Raw genomic sequence first — 17,606 nt, 5'->3', positions numbered from 1 at the left:
ATGACCGACATGACGATCGACGAGATCGACACCGCCATTGCGGAGCTCGAAGCGGTCCGGCGCGCACGCCTGCTCGGGCAACAGGCCACCGAAGTTTCCTATTCGGGGGTCTATTCCGCCAAGTTCACGCAGGCTTCGGCGGCGGAGATCAACCAGGAAATCGTCCGGCTCAAGCTGCGCCGCGGCCGCTTGGCCGGGAGCCGCGGCGAATTCGGACCCGTCATGACCACGTTCGGCCGGTTCTGATGGCGACGCCGACCGAAAAGCCCCGCGTCCGCGTCCGGGCACCGTCACGCCCGTCGGGGCTCGGCGCCGGCTTCGGCAGCGCGCCGCGCGCCTCGCACATGGCGGGCGACTATCTTGCGCAGGCGGTGCGCGGCTGGGTACCGCCACTGCAATCGGCCGACGCCGAATGGCTCTATGAGCGGGACCTCAGCGTCTCGCGGGTGCGCGACCTGGTCCGAAACGAAGGCTGGGCGCAGGCGGCGATCGACCGCTCCGTCGACATGACGGTCGGCGCGACATTCCGGCTCAACGCCAAGCCGGACCCGGACCGACTGGGTATCAGCCGGGATGCGGCCGAGACGTTCGCCCGGCAGATCGAGGCCAAATGGCGCGAGATCGCGCACGACCCGACCTTTCGCGGCGATGCGGAGCGCCTTCTGCCCTTCGCCGGCCAGGTCGGGCTTCTGGCGCGCGAGCTGGTGCAGGTGGGCGAAGGCCTCGCGGTCATCCGCTGGAAACCGCGCGAGCGCTGGCCCTATGCGACCGCGCTCCACATCGTCGACGCGGACCGTCTTTCGAACCCCGACGGCCGGCCGGACGATGACCGGATGCGCGGCGGCGTCGAGCTCGACGCCGACGGCGCCCCGATCGCCTATCACATACGCCGGGGCCATCCGGGCGATGTCTCGTCGAGCCTCGATTCGATGACGTGGGACCGGATTCCCCGCTTCGACGATGTCGACGGCCATGACCGCTGGAAGGTGCTCCATGTCTATGAGCGCCGTCGCCCAGGTCAGCACCGCGGCATTTCGCGGCTGGTCGCCGCGGTCGTGAAAATGCGTCTTCTGAGCCGGTATTCGGAGGCCGAAGTGAAGGCGGCGCTGCTCAATGGCACGATCATCGGCGCGGTCTACACGGAACTCGGTCAGGAATTCGCCCGCGAGGCCCTCGGCGACCGATCCGGTCCGCTCGAAGGGTTCGACTGGGAGACGTTCAACACCACTCGCGCCGGGTTTTACAAGGCCGGCGCAGGAATGGAGGATTCCCGCTTCCTGACCCTGTTCCCGAGCGACAAGCTCGACCTCAATACCACTCCCCGCAACACCGCGGGCTTCCCGGCCTTCCAGACCGCCTTCCTACAGGGGTTTGCGGCCTCGTTGGGGCTTTCCTACGAACAGATCTCCATGGACTGGAGCCGCACGAACTATTCGTCGGCTCGGGCGGCGCTGAATGAGGTGTGGCGAACCGTCCAGCGGCTCCGCGCGCTCCTCATCTGGGGTGTCGCCCAGCCCTTCTACACGGCGTGGCTCGAGGACGCGCTCGATTCGGGTGCCCTGGAGCCGCCGGCCGGCGCGCCCGACTTCTACGACGTGCCCGGGGCCTATGCGCAGGCCGAATGGATCGGGCCCGGGCGCGGTTATGTCGACCCTGTGAAGGAAGCGCAGGCCGCGGCCCTGCGGATCAAGGCCCGCATTTCGACGCTCGAGCGCGAGGCCGCCGAGCAGGGGGCCGACTGGCAGATGATCGTGGCGCAGCTCGCCCGCGAACAGGCTGCGCTCACCGCCGCCGGCGTGACGGGTCCGGAAAGCGGCTCGCTCGCGGCCGTGAAGGACGACGACGAGGCCGGCTCGCCGGCGGAAAGCGGCCGCTCGGCGGCGTGAGGTCATCATGAACGGATTGGAGATGGCGCTGCGCTCCAGCGGGCGCGCCGTGCTGATGGAGCCGCGTGCGGCTTCGGCCCTGCTCGCTCGACTTGCCGAAGGCCCTGCCGATCACCGGCGCGCCGGAGTCGCGGGCTTTGCCGGGCGGCTTCGCGCGGCCCTTGGTGGCAGCGCGGGCCGGGAATCGGACGGACATGTGGCGCGCCAGATGTCGGGGCCATGGCTTTCCTGGGCGCCGGATGCCGAGCGGCGCGACGGTTATGCGCTGGTTGACGGCATCGCGATCATCGACGTGAAGGGCCCGCTCACGCCGGACGGCTATTACGACTGGTGGGACGACGTCCATGTGGCGGGATACACCGACATCGGTGCGGCCATCCGTGCCGCCCGCGCCAGCGCCGCGGTGCGCGCCATCCTGCTGCGCGTCGACAGCTGCGGCGGCCTGGTCGACGGCTGCTTCGAGCTCGCCGACGACATCCGCGACGGTTCGGCCCGAAACGGCGGCAAGCCGATATGGGCTGCGGTCGCGACCGCCTATTCCGCAGCCTATGCCCTCGCCTCGGCCTGCGACCGCATCGTCGCCCCCTCGACCGCCGGCGTCGGCTCGATCGGCGTCCTCATCCTGCATTACGACCAGTCGGAATGGCTGGCCGAGATCGGGCTGAAGATCGAGGCGATCGAGAGCGCCCCGGGAAAGACCGGAGGAGCTTCATTCAAGCCGCTGGCGGCGGAGGCGCGCGCCGACCTGCAGGCGGCGGTCGACGAGATCGCCCGGATCTTCGTCACGGCCGTCGTCGCGGGGCGCGGGATCACGGCGGCGCAGGTGCAGGCACAGAACGCGCGCTGCTTCCTCGCCTCCCATTCCGACAGAAGCCGTTCGGGGCTGGCGCTCGGCCTCGTCGATGTCATCGGCACAGAACGCACCGCTGCGAGCGAACTCGTCGCACTGGCCGCCCCCCTCACCACCGAACCCGGACCGGCGCCGAGCGCCCCCGGCACCATGGAGAGCACCATGTCGCTGAAGCAGATCCTGACCAGCCTCCTCGCGAAGGGCGGCGACCCCAGCGAGACGCTGGACGCCGTGAAAGCCCAGGTCGAGGCCGCGGACGAGCAGACCCCGACCGAAGAGGAGGAGGACGGCGCCGGGGCCGAAAGCCAGTCCGGCGACGGCGAAGAGGAAGACGACGGGGAAGCGCTCGCCTCCCGCGATCCGATGGCCGTGCTCGACCTGCCGGAGGCGCGGGGACGTTCCGACCTCGCCAGGAAGCTGGCGCGCAAGGTGCAGACCGGTGCGCTGACGGTGGCCGACGCGCGGGACATGCTGGCGGCGGCGCCCAAATCCAGCCGCCTCGGCACTGCCATGGCCGGCCGCGACGCCAATCCGGGCAACGACCGCTCCTCCTCGAAGATCGAGGCGGGATGGGATGCCGTGGTGGCCGAGGTCAACGAGCGCCGCGGCTTCAGCCGCTGACGCGGCTCACCGTCACCGCGCCGCTCCGGCGCTTCATCATCCGAGGACATGAAAGATGACCACTCTCGTCGAAGGGCGGCACGCCGCCGCACATATCGTAAGCGAGGCTCCCGGCCACCTCTCGAGGGAGCCGGTCGTCTATGCGTCCGGGGCGGACATCGTCGCCGCCTCGGTGCTCGGCAGGATCACGGTCGGCGGAGCCTCTTCCGCCGCCAGGGCGGGCGGCAACAGCGGCGGCGGCACGCTGACGCTCGATGCCGAGACCCCGGTCCTCGCCGGTGCCAAGCCCGGCATCTACCGGGTGCGCTGCATCGCCGTCGCCGCAAATGGCGGGACTTTCGCGGTCGTCGATCCGGCCGGGGCCGCGATCGGCAACTACGCTGTCGGCGGGCCCGACTTCACCAGCGAGATCAAGTTCGCAATGGCCGATGTCGATACCGACTTCGCCCTCGGTGACGGCTTCGACGTCACCGTCGCCGACGGTTCCGGCAAGGTGAAGCTGCTCGAACCCGACGCGCTCGACGGGTCGGCCGCCGCCTATGGCATCGCCTTCGGCAATTACGCCGCCGCCAATGCCGACGTGCTCGGCACGGCCCATGTCCGGGAGACCGAGGTGCGGCTGGCCGACCTCGTCTGGCCTCCCGGCATCACCGACGGCGCGAAGGCCGCCGCCCTCGCCGGGCTCGAGGCGCGCAACATCGTCGCCCGCTGATCCGCTCCCGCAATCGCTCTTCACCGGCACGTCCAGCGGCCGGCCCGCTTCAGAAGGAGATATCCGCCATGGTCGCCATGGACGTTTTCAACAATTCCGCCTTCTCCGCGATCTCGATGACGGCGGCGGTCAACAAGATCGGCTATGCGCCGAACCTGCTGCGCTCCATGCCTGGCCTGTTCGTGCCCAAGCCGGTGCGGACGCACGACGTGTTCATCGAGGAGCGTTCGCGCTCGCCCGCGCTGATCCAGACCACGCCGCTCGGCGCGCCGCCGAAGGAGAAGGGCGGCGACCCGCGCACCGCCCGCTCGTTCCGCACCTGCCGGCTGGCGCAGTCGTCGACGATCCATGCACACGAGATCCAGGGCATCCGTGCCTTCGGATCGGAAACCGAGCTCAAGCAGGTGATGGTCGAGGTGGCCGACCGCCAGTCGGTCATGCGGACCGATGTGGAGCTCACCTGGGAGCACATGATGCTCGGCGCCGTGCAGGGTCTCGTGGTCGATGCCGACGGCACCGAGCTCTACGACTGGGCCGACATCTTCGACCAGGCGATCCCGGCGGCGATCGACTTCGATCTCGACAATGCGAGCCCGGAGGCCGGCGCCATCCGCATCGCCTGCAACGAGCTGCGCCGCGGCGTGGCAGTGAGCCTCAAGGGTCTCGGCGGCAATGCCGTGCGGATCAAGGCCGTGGTCGGCGACGCGTTCTACGACAAGCTGACGAACCATCCGGAAATCCGCGAGACCTACCTGAACCAGCAGGAGGCCCGCGCGCTGCGCGACGGCAGCGACGGCGACATCTGGGACAGCTTCAGCTACGCCAAGATCGAGTTCCTCAACTATCGCGGCACCGACGACGGTTCGACCGTCGCCGTACCGGACGACGAGGCGAAGTTCTTTCCGGTCGGGGCCGGCATCTTCCAGATCGCCTATGGCTGCGCGGAGACGTTCGACTTCGTCAACACGCTCGGGCGCGAGAGCTACAGCTGGCTCATCGCGGACCGCGACCGCAATGCATGGGTGAAGCCGGAGCTCTACTCCTACCCGCTGCCGGTCTGCACCATGCCCTCCGCGCTGCGGAAGGGCGTGGTCGGCGCATGAGGCCCATGAACATCGCCTCGCAGGCGGTCGACGCGGTCTTCGCCGCGTTCGGCCGCACTGGCGCCGAGCACCGCCCGGGCGGTCAGGGCGTGGGCACGCCCGTGAGGATCATTCTTCGCCGCCCCGACGACATCGTCGGTTTCGGCGAGACCCAGCTCCGCATGCCGACCATGATCGTCGAGGTGCGAAGCGGCGATTGCCCGGTCGTCGCCGACGGCGACACCTTCACCCTGCCCGACCCGGCCACGGGACTCGATCGTGTCTATACGGTGGAAGGCGCGCCGAAGCGCGACCCGGATCGCCTGGTGTGGACGTGCGGTTGCCGGGGCGGCTGAGATGGTCGCGGTGGGCATCACGGTCGACGGCGACCTTCGCAAGATCATGGCCGCGGAAGTCGGCGACGCGGCCTCCGCCGTCACCCGCGGCATCGGGGCCGCGACGGACGGGCTCAAGGGCGATCTGCGCGGCCAGGTCGAGAGCGCCGGGCTCGGCCGCCGGCTCGCCAATGCGTGGCGCGGGGAACGCTATCCGAGCCGGCCTGGGGTCACCAGCCTGCGCGCCGCCGGCCTCGTCTATTCGAACGCCCCCGACATCATCGCGGCGTTCGACAGCGGCACCCCGATCCGCTCGAAGGACGGCTTTTTTCTCGCCATCCCGACAGCCGCGGCCGGTGGCCACGGCCTCAGCCGGGAAGCGCCGGCGATCAACCAGCGCCGCAAGAAGGAACGCCTGACTCCCGGCGGCTGGGAGCGGCGCACCGGAATCCGGCTGCGCTTCGTCTACCGGCGCGGGCGCCCCTCGCTCCTGGTCGCCGACAATGTGCGCGTGAACAGCGCGGGCCTGGCGGTGCGCATGCCGACCCCGAAACGCGATCCGGGCAACCGTATCCGCAAGGGCCAAACGACGACGGTGATCTTCATCCTGGTGCCGCAAGTGCAACTGGGCAAACGGCTCGACATCGATCGCGCCGGACAGAGATGGGTGGGCAGGCTGCCCGAACTCATCGTCGCGAGCTGGCCGGGAGGCAGGCGATGAGCAAGCGGGAGACGGCCCTTGCCGCGCTGGCCGGCGTCCTGCGCGCGGCGCTCGCCGGCGCCGACGTCAAGCGGAACGTCGCCGTGCCGGTCGAGTGCGGGCCGGGCGGCCTCGTCATCCTCTATGACGGCGAGCCCGGAGAGCCGGAGGTCACGCTGTCCCCGCCCAGCTATGCCTATGAGCACGCGGCCAGCCTGAACGTCTTCGTCGACCTGATGCCCGGCGACGAGGGGTCGTCCCGGCTCGACGCGCTGCTTGCCGATATCGGCGCGGCGCTCGACGCCGACCGAACACTCGGCGGCGCCGTCGACCATCTGGAACCGTCGGCACCCGACACCGACAACCTGCCCTCGGAGGCCGGCGCCAGCCTGACGGCCGCGCGCGTGACCGTCACGCTGATCTACACCACCACCTCGCCGCTCGGCTGAGCGGCCCTCATTCGCAAGGAGGCGCCCGATGGGACGCGCTTTGGGCATCAATGCCCTGATGTCGCTCGGATTCGAGGCCGCTTACGGCACGACCCCGGCGAACGGCTTCCGCCGCATGCCCTTCGTCTCGACGACGCTCGGCGCCGAGCAGGGGCTGCTTGCCGATGATCTCGCCGGCACGGGCCGCGATCCGCTGATGCCGGGGCGGGACATCATCAATGCCGGCGGCGACGTCGTCGTGCCGCTCGACCTGCGCAATATCGGCGTCTGGCTCCGGCTGCTGCTCGGCGACCCGACGACGACGGCGGACGAGGACGTCTACACCCACCTGTTCGAATCCGGGGCCGCGAGCCTGCCCAGCGTCTCGGTCGAGATCGGCCATCCCGAAGTGCCGTCCTACACGATGAACACCGGCCTCTCGGCGAACTCGCTCGCCATCCGCATGCAGCGCTCCGGCCTCGCGCAGGCGACCTTCGCGCTGATCGGGCAGAACGAGGTGCCGCCGGTCGGAGCGAGCGTTGCCGGCGCGCCGACCGAGCTGGAGATGGTGCGGTTCAACCAATTCCAGGGCTCTGTCACGCGCGACGGCGTGGCGCTCGGCAATGTGGTGTCGGCGGACCTCACCTATTCCAACAATCTCGAGACGGTCGAGGTGATCCGCGCCGACGGCGCGATCGGCGGCGTCGACCCGGGCAAGGCGGCCTTCAACGCCAGCCTGACCGTGCGGTTCGACAGCCTCGACCTGCTCGATCAGGCCGTGGCGGGAGACGACTGCGCGCTCGAGTTCGGCTTCGCCATCGGCGCCGACGCGACGCTCGTCCTGACGGTGCCGTCGGTCTACCTGCCCCGGCCCAAGCGCCCGATCACCGGCCCGGGCGGCGTGCAGGCCACCTTCACCTGCCAGGGCGCGCGGCCCGCCGCCGGGGAAGCCATGTTCACCGCGACGCTGGTCAACGACGTCGAAAGCTACTGAGGTCCCCATGCACGTTCTCGATTTCAGCGGCACGCCCTACTGGCTCGATCTCGGCGGCGGCGTCTCGGTGCTGGTGCTGCCCTTCGGCACCGAGGTCGAATATCGCGCCCGCGATCTTCCGCCCGAGCTGAGGGCCGATCTCGACGGCGACCAGGCGAAGAAATCGCTGGGCGTCATCAAGGCCTTCGGCCGCGGAGCCATCCTCGACTGGTCGGGTGTCGAAACCAGCGGCCGTGCAACGCCGGGGCCGTGGCCGGAGGGGATCGACGCACTGCTGTCGACGGCCCCGTTCGGCAGCGCCTTCGAGCAGAAGTACGTCACGCCGGCACTGCGCGCGGTGGCGGAAAAAAACGCATTCGCGCCCTCGCCGACTGGCACTTCGGCGGGGGCGGAAGCTACTGCGCGGCCTGCCCCGAACGATGCGGCGCCTGCATCTACCGGCTCCAGGCCCCATTGAGCGTCGAGGGCCGGCTGTTCTGGAGCGCCCTGCGCACGGGCGGACACCAGGTGCGCAGTGCCGGCGCGTCCGTCGTCGGCCTCGACTATGGCGCGATCGAGCGCCTTGCGACAGCGGCGGGGTGCAGCGCGGCCGCATGCGCCTTTTTCTTCGACGCGGCGGAAACGGCCGCCGTGTCGGCCATTCATGAACGCCTGAAGGACGGACAAGATGGCTGAACGCAATGTCGGCATCCGCCTGCAGGTGCTGGACGGCGGGAAGGTGAAGGCGGAGCTATCCGCCGTCGGCGACGCGGGGGCGAAGGCCCTCGACCAGATGAAGGACAAGTCGCAGCAGGCGGCCGGCGCGGTCAACCAGCTTCGCACCCACGAGATCACCAATCTCAGCGCGCAGTTGACCGACCTCGGCGTGCAGGTCCTCTCCGGCCAGTCCTTCGCCACGGCGATGATCCAGCAGGGACCGCAGATCGCGGCCGTGCTGGGCGACCGCGGCGTGAAGGGCGCGTTGAAGGGCGTCAGCACCGCCCTGCTCTCGCTCGTGACACCCACGAGCATCATCCTCGCCGGCATCGTCGCGCTCGGCTATGGCGCTTCCTTTGTGTTCAGCGCGCTGACCGACGATGTCGACGATGCCGGCGAGGCGCTGAAGCGGCACGAGGACCTGGTCAGGCGCCTGACGGACCGCTATGGCGAGTTCGACGCCGCGACGCGGAGCGTCTCCGAGGGCCAGCGCGCGCTCGATACGGCGCTGGCGGCGAAGAACGTGGAAGCCATGCGCGCGCTCTACCAGCGCGACCTGAGCGACTTCGACACGGCGATGTCCCGGCGAGCGGTGAGCGTCGGCACCGCAGGCGACATCGCGCAGAGTCCTTTGTTCGAACCGTTCGCCGAAGCGGCCAAACGCCTGGCGCAGACCGCGCGCGAAGGCCTTCCCGACATCGCCGCCTTCCGGCAGGAGGTGGCCCGCCTCGCCAACGAGACCGACAATCCGGCCGTCAAGCAGATGGGTTACGACCTGCTGGACCTGTCGGAGGCCGCCGCCGCATCGGGAGACAAGTTCGAGGAGGCGCGCCGGGCACTCGACCATCTCGCCACATCGCTGGGCATTTCTCAGCAGGCCGCCAAGGACTTCAAGGCGGCGATGAAGGACTGGGACTTCAACCAGCGGCTCATCGACAGTCTCGACCGGCGCACCACCACCGCCGACGATCCGCGCCAGCAGGCGATCGACGCCGAGCTCGCCCGGCTGAAGAACCCGACGCCCGAGCAGCGGGAACAGGCGACGGCGCGCGCGGGTGCGCTCTACGATGCCGAGCATCGGCAGCGCGAGCAGGAAAAGCGCGACCGCGAGGCGCTGTCCGACGCGCGCCGGCAGCAGAACGAGCTCGAGGCGGAAGCGCGTCGGATCTACGACGATACGCGCACGGCAGCCGAGACCTATGCCGACACCCTCGCGCGCCTCGACAAGCTGCTCGGGGCCGGCAAGATCACCCAGGACACCTATAACCGGGCCGTGGTCGACGCCGGCAAGGCCATGGCGGCCGCAAACCGGGCGGCGCTGGACGACGCCACCGACGCCGCCTCGGGCTATCGGCGTGCCGTGCTGGACTATGCCAAAAGTGCGCAGGACACGGCGAACGCGATCGAAGGGGCGTTCGTGGATGCGGTCGGCGGCGCGGAAGACGCCTTCGTCGATTTCGTGACGACCGGCAAGGCAGACTTTTCCGATCTCGTCGATTCGATGATCGCCGACCTTGCGCGCCTCACCTTCCGCCAGGCCTTCGCGCCGGTCCTCACCGGCACGTCGGATGCGGTGAGCAGCTTCCTCGGTTCGCTGTTCGGCGGCGCCGGCTTCGCCGGCGGCAAGGCCAGCGGCGGCGACGTCAGGATGGGCTTCGATTATCTCGTCGGCGAGACCGGGCCGGAGCTTTTCCGCCCCAAACAGGACGGCGCGATCATCCCGACCAAAGCGCTCGCTTCGGCAGGGACGGCGCCGAGGGTCACTGTGAATCTCAGCACGCCGCCGGGAACGACGGCGGACGTCGGCGAGCCCCGGACCGACACGAATGGCGGTTTCAGCCTCGACATCGTCGTGCGAGCGGTAAAGCGGGAGCTGATCTCCGATCTCGAACAGCGCGGCGACCACTCGCGCGCGCTCGAGGCCCGCTATGGGCTCAACGCGGCCAAGGGGATGTATTGAGCCATGGCCGACCCTGCCTGGCCGACTGGCCTGCCCTACGAGTGCGAGGCCTCTGCCTGGTCGTCCATGCCGTTCCGCCCGCCGTTGGTCACCGAGATGGAAGGCGGCAATGTGCGCCTGCGTGCGCGCCCCGGCGATGCGATCGAGCAGCAGGGCTGGGCGCGGCGGTTCACACCGGCACAGTTCGAGATCTGGACCGCGTTCCTGCGCGACGACCTCGCGAAGGGCACCCGCCGCTTCAGCATGCCCGTGTGGCTCGGTTCCGCCTATGGCACGCGGACGGTGCAGATCCTGCGCGGCGGCGGAGGCGTAACCAGCGCTCTTGTCGCGCGTGGCCTCTACACGCGGGTCAGTTTCTCGCTTCTCATTTCGACGGAAGGTGCCTGATGCCCGATCCCTTTACGCAGGCGTGGGAGGAGGCCGAGGCCGCCTGCCCGACGGCGGTCCTCGTCTATGCGACGCTGGAGCTGCAGCACCCGGCATTCGTCGACGGGAGCGGCGCGGCGATCCCGCTGCGGCTGGTGCACGACCTGATGGACCGATCGCTCGGTATAGAGCTTTCGGCGCTGTTCGACCCCGGCACGATGGCGACCTTCACCGCCTCGGCCTTCGAGAGTGACCGCGCCGAGTTCGGCGAGGGGCGCGTGCCCGAATGCAGCCTGGTGATGGACAATGTCGGGCGCGACCTCACGCCGTGGATCGAGGCGGCGGTCGCCTATCGTGCCGACCTGGTGATGATCTATCGCGAGTATCGTTCGGACGACGTCGACGAGCCCTGCTACGGGCCGGTGGAGTTCCGGCTGCGGCAGGTGAAGATCAGCGGCAGCCGGGTCGAGGGCACGGCGCGGCTCGCCGACATCGCCAACATGAAGTTCCCGCGCAAGGTCTATTCGCGCAGCGCCTTCCCGGGGCTTCAGGCATGAGCGACCGCGCGGCCTACCTCTCCTCGCTCCTCGGCCGCCCGTGGTCGCCGGAGCGCTCGTGCTGGCATGTGGCGCGGGAGATCGAGGCGGCCCTGTTCGGCGTCGACCTTCCCGACCATGCGGTGCCGGACGATCCGTCCTGGCGCTGGATGATCGAGGCCATTGCCGGCGACCCCGAGCGCGAGCGCTGGAGCGAGGTGCACTCGCCGCACCCCCATCTCGTCACCGCCCCGGACGGCGCCCTCGTCGCCATGGGGCGGGCGGACCGCGCCGCCCATATCGGCGTGTGGCTGGCGCCCGAGCGCGCCGTGATCCATGCCGACCAGGTGCTCGGCACGCTGATGGAAGACGTGCCGACCCTCAAGGCCGGGGGCTGGGGCCGCCTGCGCTTCTACTGCCGGAACGATCGATGACCGCCACTCGCCAGCCTGTCCCCGCCGTGCACCTGCTGCTGCCCGGCCGCGAGCTCGCGCGCGCCGAGCCGCGCCGCCGGGAGACGATCGCGGCGCTGATCCGGCGCGCCGAGCTGCGCTTCGAGACCTTCCCGACCATCTGCGTGATCGACGGCGCGCCGGTGCTGCGGGCGGAGTGGACGACGCGTCGCATCCGGGCCGGCGAGCAGGTCGTGTTCCTGTCGCGCCCGCGCGGCGGGTCGGGCGGCACCCGCCAGCTCCTCGGCCTGCTCGGCGTGATCGCGCTGAGTGCGCTCGCGCCCGGCATCGGCACCGCGGTCTCCGGCGCGCTGTTCGGCGGCTCGGCGGCGATGGCCTCGATCGTCGGCGCCGCCTTCGTCGCCGGCGGCGCGCTCGCCCTCAACTCGCTGGTGACGCCAAAGCCGGCCCAGTCGCTCGACGCCGCGCAGACGCTCTATTCGTTCAACCAGCAAAGCAACTCGGCCCGGGTGCTGCAGACCATCCCCGCCGGCTATGGGCGGATCAAGACCGTCCCCGACTATGCGGCCGTGCCGTGGTCGATGTTCGACGGCAACGACCAGTACATGCACCTGCTGCTCGCGATCGGCGTCGGGCGGTACCGGCGCGAGCAGATCCTGATCAACGACACCGTGCTGTGGGACTGGCAAAGCGGGGTCAACCCGGCCTTCACCGGGGTGCAGATCCAGCATTGCGAGCCGGGCGAGGCAATGACGCTGTTCCCGGCCGGGGTCGAGACCGCGGCCGAGGTTTCCGGGCAGGAGCTGTCCGACCCGTCGACATGGGTCGGCGGGTTCGTCGCCAATGCCGCCGGCACCGTGACCACGAAGCTCGCCTTCGACTTCGTGTTCTCGCAGGGCCTGTTCAACATGGATGCCGAGGGCAACATGTCGGCGCGCTCGCTGGGCGTCGAGGTGCAGGTGCGAAGCGTCGACGGCACGGGAGCGCCGATCGGCGGATGGACCACCATCGCCGCCCCGGTCTGGACCTTCCGCAGCCAGACCCCGCAGCGCGTCACCCATGAGCAGGCGGTCGATGCCGGGCGCTACGAGGCGCGCGTGCGCCGCACGACGGAAACGGCGACCAATGGCAGGGACGCCGACACCATCCTCTGGCAGGGGCTTCGCGCCTTCATCGGCGGGCCGCAGAGCTTCGAGGGCGTCTCGGTGACGGCGCTGCGGCTGAAGGCGACCGATCAGCTTTCGGCCGATGCGCTGCAGCAGGTCTCGGTGATCGCCACCCGCATCCTGCCGGTATGGACCGGCTCGGGCTGGGAAGAGCAGCCGACCCGCTCGCCGTCCTGGGCGGCGCTCGACATCGCCACCGACGGCGTCTATGGCGCCGGCCGTCCGCTGTCGAAGATCGACCTTCAGGCCTTCGCCGATCTCGACGCGCTCGCCGCCTCGCGCTCGGACTGCTTCGACTATTCGTTCCGCGACGCGGTCGGCGTGCCCGACGCGCTCGACACCGCGCTGCGGGTCGCCCGCGCCAAGCATCGCTGGATCGGCGACGTGCTCTCGCTGATCCGCGACCAGTGGCGCGACACGCCTTCCATGCTGCTCTCCGACCGGGAGATCGTGCGGGGCTCGATCAGCATCGACTATCAGCTCGCCGCCGAGGATTCGGCAGATGGCGTGGTGCTGAACTATCTCGACGAGAGCACCTGGCAGCCGGCGCAGGTTCAATGCCCGCGCGACGTCGAGCTGCTGCGCCCGGCGACGATCGAGCTTCCCGGCATCGTGCGACGCGAGCAGGCGCAGCGCGAGACCGACTTCTACTGGCGCGCCAATCTCTATCGCCGGGTGCGCCCGACCTGCACCACCGAGCATGACGGGCGCCTGCTCGCCTTCGGCTCCAACGTGCTGATGCAATCCGAGCTGCCGCGAAGCTGGGGCCAGTCGGGCGCGCTGGCGGCGCGGCTCGGCGTCCGCCTCACCCTCTCGCCGGTGCCGGACTGGGGCAGCGGCCAGCACTATCTCGGCGTGCGCACCCGGCGCGGCAAGCTGTGGGGGCCGGTGAAGGTCTCGCGCGGCGTCGAGGACAGATACGCGCTGCTCGACCCGGCGGACCTCGCCGCGGTCGAGGCGGCGCAGGCGATGACGCTCGACGCGGCCATGGCGCGCGGCGACGGCGACGAGCCGGCGAGCTTCGTGTTCGGCGCCGGCACCGGCTGGCAGAAGCGGTGCCTCGTCGTCACCGGCCGCCCCTCCGGCGACCAGGTCGAACTGCAGCTCGTGGTCGACGATCCGCGCGTGCATGACGAGGACCTGACCAGCCCGCCGCCGCTGCCGGACGGCCCCTCGCAGGTGATCCCGCCCTATCCTGTGGTCGGCGGGCTGGTGGCGCGGATGCGCCAGAACGTGATGGAGACCATCCTCGAGGCGAGCTGGTGGCCGGCCGCGGGCGCGGCTGCCTATGCCGCACAAGTCTCCTATGACGAGGGAGCCTCCTGGACGCAGCTTGCCGAGACGCGGGCGCCGCAGATCTCGTCGGTGGTGGCACCGATCGACCTGCGCCTGCGCGTCGCCGGCATCGGCACGCGGCAGGGGCCGTGGGTGGCGGTGGACGTGACTGCCCCGACGCTCGACCAGTCGCAGATCACCGTCACGCAGGCGATGTTCGAAGCTGGCGTGCGCGACTACGTGTTCCGCGAGATCGCCGAGGGGCAGGCGCAGGTCGAGGCCATCAACGAGCGCATGGCGCAGATCACCGCCGATCTTGCCGCCGGCGCGTATCTCGACCAGCAGAAGATGCAGCGCGAGCTGACGTCCAAGGTCGGGGGCGCGATCGCGACCTTCCGCGAGGAGATCCTCGTCGCCACCGGGCCGGACAGCGCCCTGGCGCAGGCGATCACCACGCTCGAGGCGGAGGTCGAGAATGTGAACGCCAGCCTCAATGTGCGCTGGGTGGCGGCGGCCGGCCCGTCCGGCGCTCTGGCCTCCTACGGCGTCGAGGCCAAGGTCGCCGACGACTTCGCCTCGGCGGCCGGCGGCATGTGGATCGACGCCATGACGGACGGCGCCGGTGGCGCCTTCTCGCAGGTTCGCTTCCTCGGCAACCGGCTGCTGGTCGGCTCCTCGGATGGCGGCACCTTCGTGCCGATGTTCTCGGTGAACACCTCGACGGGCGAGGTCTATGTCAACGGCAACCTCATCGCCAATGGCTCGATCACGGCGCTGAAGCTCGCGGTGGGCTACCTGTCCGCCATCTCCGCCAATATCGGCGAGATCATCGCCGGGCTGCTGCGCTCGAGCGACAACCGGCTGCGGGTCGACCTGAACAATGCCCGCATCGAGATCTGGAGCTAGGCGGTGAGTCGGCGTTTCGTGCTCGGCAATGTCGCCGGCGGCGTGCGGCTGCGCACCGCCCGGCCGGGCTATGACGCGGGCGATCCCGCCCTCGATCCGCGTTTCCTGTCCTTCGACAGCCAGTGGCCGAACGGCTTCCGGCTGATCGGCTCGGGCGTCGCGGCGGTCAACTCCCTGCCGGGCGGCGGGTGGACGCCGATCCCGAACGCGACCACGGTCTATCGGGACATTCCCGCCGCCGGCAGCGGCCCCGACCGGGTGGCGCTTGCCTGGGGAACCTATGGTGCCGGCAGCTTCCCCTATGTCGCGCCCGGCAGCACCTCGATAACGCCGTTCAACTACGCCCGGCGCTACGACCAGATGAACGTCATCCTCGGCGACAACTACATCCGGGTTCCGGTCGAGGACATGTCGTCACCGACGCACGGCCTTTATGACGGGGTGACGTACTTCCTGTTCAAGGTGCTGGCGAGCGGTGTCGACCCCACGCCCGCCGCCGGCAACAACGCGATCTTCGGCAACCATCCCTCGCGCGGGCCGGGCCTGTTCATCGCCCGGCGCGGCGCCGACGTGCGCACCTGCGGCGATGACGACCTGATCCTGAGCACGCAGAAGAACCATTTCCAGGTCGCCGAGATCGGGCAGGTCGCCACGCAGTACCGCGACGGCTTCTCGAAAAAGGATGCCTTCGTCACCCTCTCGCGCTCCTATCCGAACTATCCCCCGGTGGTGGCGTTCGCGGCCGAGCCGGTGAGCTACTCCGACGGCACGTTTCAGCAGCAGCTCATCAGCGCCTATTGGGTGTCGCCGAACCAGCTCTATTTCCACACCCTGTTCTCGACCGAGCACGGACACAATATCCGCTTCGCCGTGGCCGCCAGCGATCCGGCCTATCAGGGCGGCGTCGACGCCGGCTCGACCCTGCGCTGCCTCGCCGCGCCCTCGATCGGCTTCGGGGTGACCAAGCACAACGTCCATGCCGACGCGGCCGGCGAGTGGGACTGGATCTTCCGCGCCGACCGCATGAGCCTGCAGTTCCGCGGCTTCGGCGAGGTCACGACCGGGCGCGACACCGGCATCTATACGCTGCCGGTCGCCAGCACCTCGGGCCTGGCGCTGGTGTTCTACGTCATGAACCAGCCGGGCGTCGGCTACATCGTCGGCTGCGGCGCCTCGAGCGTGAACATGTTCTACGACCCGTCCTACGCCTACAAGAAATGGTGGGCGATCTGCACCGCCGCTCCCAACCAGTATTACTGGCGCCGCGACGGCGATGCCGGCCTGCATGTCGGCGGCTTCGCGGCCGTCTGCAACGTCGCCGACTTCTGAGGACACGCGATGAATAGCTTCTACGCAACGGGCACGCTGAGCGTGGCGGCCGGCGGCACCGTCGTGACCGGCGCGGGCACCTTGTGGACGATGGTTCTGCAGCCCGGCGACACGCTGTTCGCCGACGGGCTGCTGGTGCCGATCACGACCGTCGACAGCAACACGCAACTGACCCTCGGCTTCGCATGGCCGGGCGATGCGCTCGAGGATGCGGCCTATGTGGCGCGCTATGACAGCCCGGTGCGCTATTCGAACGCCTATCTGGCGCAGCGCGCGCAGGAGCTGGTGCGCGCCGCCGCCCTGCTCGAGGGAACCGCGCCCTATTATGTCGCCAGGGCGGTAGGTCAGAACGCGCCGCCGGGCGCGCCGGTGCTCGACGATATCTATGTCGTCGGCGGCGCGCCCACGGGCGCCTTTGCCGGCCACGCCAACCAGCTCGCGCAATGGACCGGCACCGACTGGGCCTTCACCGTGCCGGCGAGCGGGTGGCATGTCGCCAGCGAGGCGAACGGGCTGACCTATGCCTGGCTCGGCGGCGCCTGGGGGTTGACCGCGGGCGTGTCGAGCGTGGTCGGTCAGGTCGGCGCGGTGACGGCGACGCAGATCGGCGCCGCCCTGCAGGCCGGCGGCGGCCTTGTGCGCACGCTGGCCGGGCGGACGGGGGATGTCACCGCGGCCGACATGGCGTCGGATCTGCTGGGCGCCATAGGCTATGCGCCGGTACAGGAGGGTACGGGCGTCTCGCAGGCGACGGGCTATGCGATCAAGATCGGGGCGGAACCTGCCGCGAACGCCGTTCGGCTCACGGTCAACTCCACCGATTTCGGGCGCTTCAAATATGCCGATGGCAAGGTCGCCGGTACGGGCTTCCGCGATGAAACCTTCGGCGGCGTCCTGCGCATCAACATGACCAATACGCTGTCGCTCCATTGGAACAGCGGCTTCTATTACAATGTCGACGGCAATTCGTGGGTGCTGATCAACTCCTCGCCCTCGGATGAGCGGCTGAAACAGGACATCGCGCCGCTCGGCGATGCGCTCACTTCCATCCTCGCCCTCCAGCCGAAAACCTTCAGCTTCCGCGAGGGCCTGCCGATTGCCCACACGGCCGGAACGCATCCCGGCCTGATCGCGCAGAACGTCCAGACGGTCTTGCCGCGCGCGATCGAGGAGGCCGGCATGCCCCCGACGATCGGGGAGAACGGCCCCGAGGTGCCCGCTTACACGGGCACCTATCTCCGCTTCTCGGCCGATGCCGACAAGCAGCTTATCACCCTGCTCATCGGTGCCGTTCAGGAACTTGCCGCCCGGGTTTCCGCCCTCGAGCCGGACTGACCGGCCCGCCATTCCG

18 protein-coding genes are annotated in these 17,606 nt (G+C 69.7%); all 18 read left to right on the top strand.

Annotation, left to right across the window (positions count from 1 at the left end; all coding sequences use genetic code 11):
• The 18 genes from NVS83_RS03145 to NVS83_RS03060 all read left to right on the top strand — a co-directional run bounded on the left by NVS83_RS03145 (position 1) and on the right by NVS83_RS03060 (position 17,590).
• On the top strand, positions 1–246 hold the full coding sequence (locus NVS83_RS03145; RefSeq protein ID WP_258738024.1) for a hypothetical protein: 246 nt from the start codon (positions 1–3) through the stop codon (positions 244–246).
• A complete protein-coding gene (locus tag NVS83_RS03140) occupies positions 246–1,886 on the top strand; it encodes a phage portal protein (RefSeq protein ID WP_258738023.1) in 1,641 nt (546 codons plus the stop codon). The genes NVS83_RS03145 and NVS83_RS03140 overlap by 1 nt, the downstream gene beginning before the upstream one ends.
• Positions 1,887–1,893: 7 nt before the next feature.
• Positions 1,894–3,357, top strand: coding sequence for a S49 family peptidase (locus NVS83_RS03135; protein ID WP_258738022.1), 1,464 nt, complete (start codon positions 1,894–1,896; stop codon positions 3,355–3,357).
• Between the two features lie 55 nt (positions 3,358–3,412).
• Entirely contained in the window at positions 3,413–4,069 is a 657-nt protein-coding gene (locus tag NVS83_RS03130) for a head decoration protein (protein WP_258738021.1), read from the top strand.
• A 68-nt stretch (positions 4,070–4,137) separates the two neighbouring features.
• On the top strand, positions 4,138–5,172 hold the full coding sequence (locus NVS83_RS03125) for a major capsid protein (protein WP_258738020.1): 1,035 nt from the start codon (positions 4,138–4,140) through the stop codon (positions 5,170–5,172).
• A gap of 5 nt (positions 5,173–5,177) precedes the next feature.
• Positions 5,178–5,507, top strand: a complete 330-nt coding sequence (locus NVS83_RS03120; RefSeq protein WP_258738019.1) for a head-tail joining protein — start codon at positions 5,178–5,180, stop codon at positions 5,505–5,507.
• 1 nt (position 5,508) lies between these two features.
• Positions 5,509–6,207, top strand: coding sequence for a DUF6441 family protein (locus tag NVS83_RS03115; protein WP_258738018.1), 699 nt, complete (start codon positions 5,509–5,511; stop codon positions 6,205–6,207).
• Positions 6,204–6,635, top strand: coding sequence for a hypothetical protein (locus tag NVS83_RS03110; protein ID WP_258738017.1), 432 nt, complete (start codon positions 6,204–6,206; stop codon positions 6,633–6,635). The genes NVS83_RS03115 and NVS83_RS03110 overlap by 4 nt, the downstream gene beginning before the upstream one ends.
• A 28-nt stretch (positions 6,636–6,663) precedes the next feature.
• Positions 6,664–7,608, top strand: coding sequence for a phage tail tube protein (locus NVS83_RS03105; protein ID WP_258738016.1), 945 nt, complete (start codon positions 6,664–6,666; stop codon positions 7,606–7,608).
• A gap of 7 nt (positions 7,609–7,615) precedes the next feature.
• Positions 7,616–8,065 carry a hypothetical protein gene (locus NVS83_RS03100; RefSeq protein WP_258738015.1) on the top strand — a complete coding sequence of 150 codons (450 nt, stop codon included), beginning with the start codon at positions 7,616–7,618 and terminating at the stop codon, positions 8,063–8,065.
• Positions 8,062–8,283 (top strand): DUF7697 family protein, encoded by a 222-nt coding sequence (locus NVS83_RS03095; RefSeq protein WP_258738014.1) that lies wholly within the window; start codon positions 8,062–8,064, stop codon positions 8,281–8,283. The genes NVS83_RS03100 and NVS83_RS03095 overlap by 4 nt, the downstream gene beginning before the upstream one ends.
• Complete coding sequence (locus tag NVS83_RS03090; protein ID WP_258738013.1) at positions 8,276–10,264, top strand: phage tail tape measure C-terminal domain-containing protein; 1,989 nt, start codon at positions 8,276–8,278, stop codon at positions 10,262–10,264. The genes NVS83_RS03095 and NVS83_RS03090 overlap by 8 nt, the downstream gene beginning before the upstream one ends.
• A 3-nt stretch (positions 10,265–10,267) precedes the next feature.
• The gene (locus NVS83_RS03085) at positions 10,268–10,651 is read left to right on the top strand and encodes a hypothetical protein (RefSeq protein ID WP_258738012.1); all 384 of its coding nucleotides are present in this window, start codon (positions 10,268–10,270) and stop codon (positions 10,649–10,651) included.
• Complete coding sequence (locus NVS83_RS03080; protein ID WP_258738011.1) at positions 10,651–11,187, top strand: DUF1833 family protein; 537 nt, start codon at positions 10,651–10,653, stop codon at positions 11,185–11,187. The genes NVS83_RS03085 and NVS83_RS03080 overlap by 1 nt, the downstream gene beginning before the upstream one ends.
• Positions 11,184–11,600, top strand: a complete 417-nt coding sequence (locus NVS83_RS03075) for a hypothetical protein (RefSeq protein ID WP_258738010.1) — start codon at positions 11,184–11,186, stop codon at positions 11,598–11,600. Before NVS83_RS03080 ends, NVS83_RS03075 begins: the two co-directional genes overlap by 4 nt.
• Positions 11,597–14,926 (top strand): host specificity factor TipJ family phage tail protein, encoded by a 3,330-nt coding sequence (locus NVS83_RS03070; RefSeq protein ID WP_258738009.1) that lies wholly within the window; start codon positions 11,597–11,599, stop codon positions 14,924–14,926. Before NVS83_RS03075 ends, NVS83_RS03070 begins: the two co-directional genes overlap by 4 nt.
• Positions 14,927–14,929: 3 nt before the next feature.
• Complete coding sequence (locus NVS83_RS03065) at positions 14,930–16,255, top strand: hypothetical protein (RefSeq protein ID WP_258738008.1); 1,326 nt, start codon at positions 14,930–14,932, stop codon at positions 16,253–16,255.
• Positions 16,256–16,264: 9 nt separating this feature from the next.
• On the top strand, positions 16,265–17,590 hold the full coding sequence (locus NVS83_RS03060) for a tail fiber domain-containing protein (protein ID WP_258738007.1): 1,326 nt from the start codon (positions 16,265–16,267) through the stop codon (positions 17,588–17,590).
• The last annotated feature ends 16 nt before the right edge of the window (positions 17,591–17,606 follow it).

The organism is Ancylobacter mangrovi (assembly GCF_024752335.1).
In the GTDB taxonomy this organism is placed as follows: domain Bacteria; phylum Pseudomonadota; class Alphaproteobacteria; order Rhizobiales; family Xanthobacteraceae; genus Ancylobacter; species Ancylobacter mangrovi.
This window is presented reverse-complemented; position numbering and strand designations above follow the sequence as displayed.